The sequence below is a fragment of the Autumnicola aciditolerans genome (assembly GCF_041679265.1).
GTDB lineage: Bacteria > Bacteroidota > Bacteroidia > Flavobacteriales > Flavobacteriaceae > Autumnicola.
Map to the genome: position 1 here is coordinate 3,404 of NZ_JBGFSM010000037.1, position 1,915 is coordinate 5,318.

Genomic DNA, 1,915 nt, shown 5'->3' on the forward strand with positions numbered 1-1,915 from the left:
GTAGTCTCAGGCAGACTCGAACTGCCGACCTCTACATTATCAGTGTAGCGCTCTAACCAGCTGAGCTATGAGACTGTCCTAAAACAGTTTCAAGTGTAAAGTTTTTTCAGTTTAAAGTCTTTCAACTTCTCACTATTCACTTTTCACTATTCACCATTCTATAATTAAATTGACAAGCAAAAAATCAAGACCAAAAGGACTTCTCTTGAGACTTCCCTTTAAAAATTGCGCATGTCTCTTATAAGTAAAAGACCTTGCTCTAGAAAGGAGGTGTTCCAGCCGCACCTTCCGGTACGGCTACCTTGTTACGACTTAGCCCCAGTTACCAGTTTTACCCTAGGCCGTCCCTCGCGGTAACGGACTTCAGGTACCCCCGGCTTCCATGGCTTGACGGGCGGTGTGTACAAGGCCCGGGAACGTATTCACCGCATCATGGCTGATATGCGATTACTAGCGATTCCAGCTTCACGTAGTCGAGTTGCAGACTACGATCCGAACTGTGATAGGGTTTGTAGATTCGCTCCTTCTCGCGAAGTGGCTGCTCTCTGTCCCTACCATTGTAGCACGTGTGTGGCCCAGGACGTAAGGGCCGTGATGATTTGACGTCATCCCCACCTTCCTCGCGGTTTGCACCGGCAGTCTTGCTAGAGTTCCCACCATTATGTGCTGGCAACTAACAAAAGGGGTTGCGCTCGTTATAGGACTTAACCTGACACCTCACGGCACGAGCTGACGACAACCATGCAGCACCTTGCAATCTGTCCGAAGAAAAAGGTGTTTCCACCCCTGTCAGACTGCATTTAAGCCCTGGTAAGGTTCCTCGCGTATCATCGAATTAAACCACATGCTCCACCGCTTGTGCGGGCCCCCGTCAATTCCTTTGAGTTTCATTCTTGCGAACGTACTCCCCAGGTGGGTTACTTATCACTTTCGCTTAACCACCCAGCCCTCAATTAGGCCGGACAGCTAGTAACCATCGTTTACGGCGTAGACTACCAGGGTATCTAATCCTGTTCGCTACCTACGCTTTCGTCCATCAGCGTCAGTGTGTTATTAGTGATCTGCCTTCGCAATCGGTATTCTGTGTAATATCTATGCATTTCACCGCTACACTACACATTCTAACCACTTCATAACAACTCAAGATATACAGTATCAATGGCAGTTCTACAGTTAAGCTGCAGACTTTCACCACTGACTTATACATCCGCCTACGGACCCTTTAAACCCAATGATTCCGGATAACGCTTGGATCCTCCGTATTACCGCGGCTGCTGGCACGGAGTTAGCCGATCCTTATTCTTACGGTACCGTCAAACCCCTACACGTAGGGGTGGTTCTTCCCGTATAAAAGCAGTTTACAACCCATAGGGCAGTCTTCCTGCACGCGGCATGGCTGGATCAGGCTCCCGCCCATTGTCCAATATTCCTCACTGCTGCCTCCCGTAGGAGTCTGGTCCGTGTCTCAGTACCAGTGTGGGGGATCTCCCTCTCAGGACCCCTACCTATCGTTGCCATGGTATGCCGTTACCACACCATCTAGCTAATAGGACGCATACTCATCGCTTACCGTAACCTTTAATTATTTAATGATGCCACCAAATAATACCATGAGGTATTAATCCACGTTTCCATGGGCTATCCCTCAGTAAGCGGTAGATTGTATACGCGTTACGCACCCGTGCGCCGGTCGTCAGCGGTGCAAGCACCCTGTTACCCCTCGACTTGCATGTGTTAAGCCTGCCGCTAGCGTTCATCCTGAGCCAGGATCAAACTCTTCATCGTTGTTTCTTATATATCTTAACAACTCCTAAAAGTTTTTTCGCCTTGTTCCCTAAGGAACAAAACAAAATAAAGCTCAAAAGATGACTCTTCTAGTCTTAATTCTTTGCTACTCGTTTTAAAGGATTACTCC

At 48.2% G+C, this 1,915-nt stretch carries 1 tRNA gene and 1 rRNA gene; both read right to left on the reverse strand.

The features are described 5' to 3' along the window. Position 1: 1 nt before the first annotated feature. A tRNA-Ile gene (locus AB8M93_RS18310) sits at positions 2 to 75 on the reverse strand. Positions 76 to 263: 188 nt separating this feature from the next. Beyond that, positions 264 to 1,785: ribosomal RNA gene (locus AB8M93_RS18315) — 16S ribosomal RNA — on the reverse strand. Positions 1,786 to 1,915 lie beyond the last annotated feature (130 nt).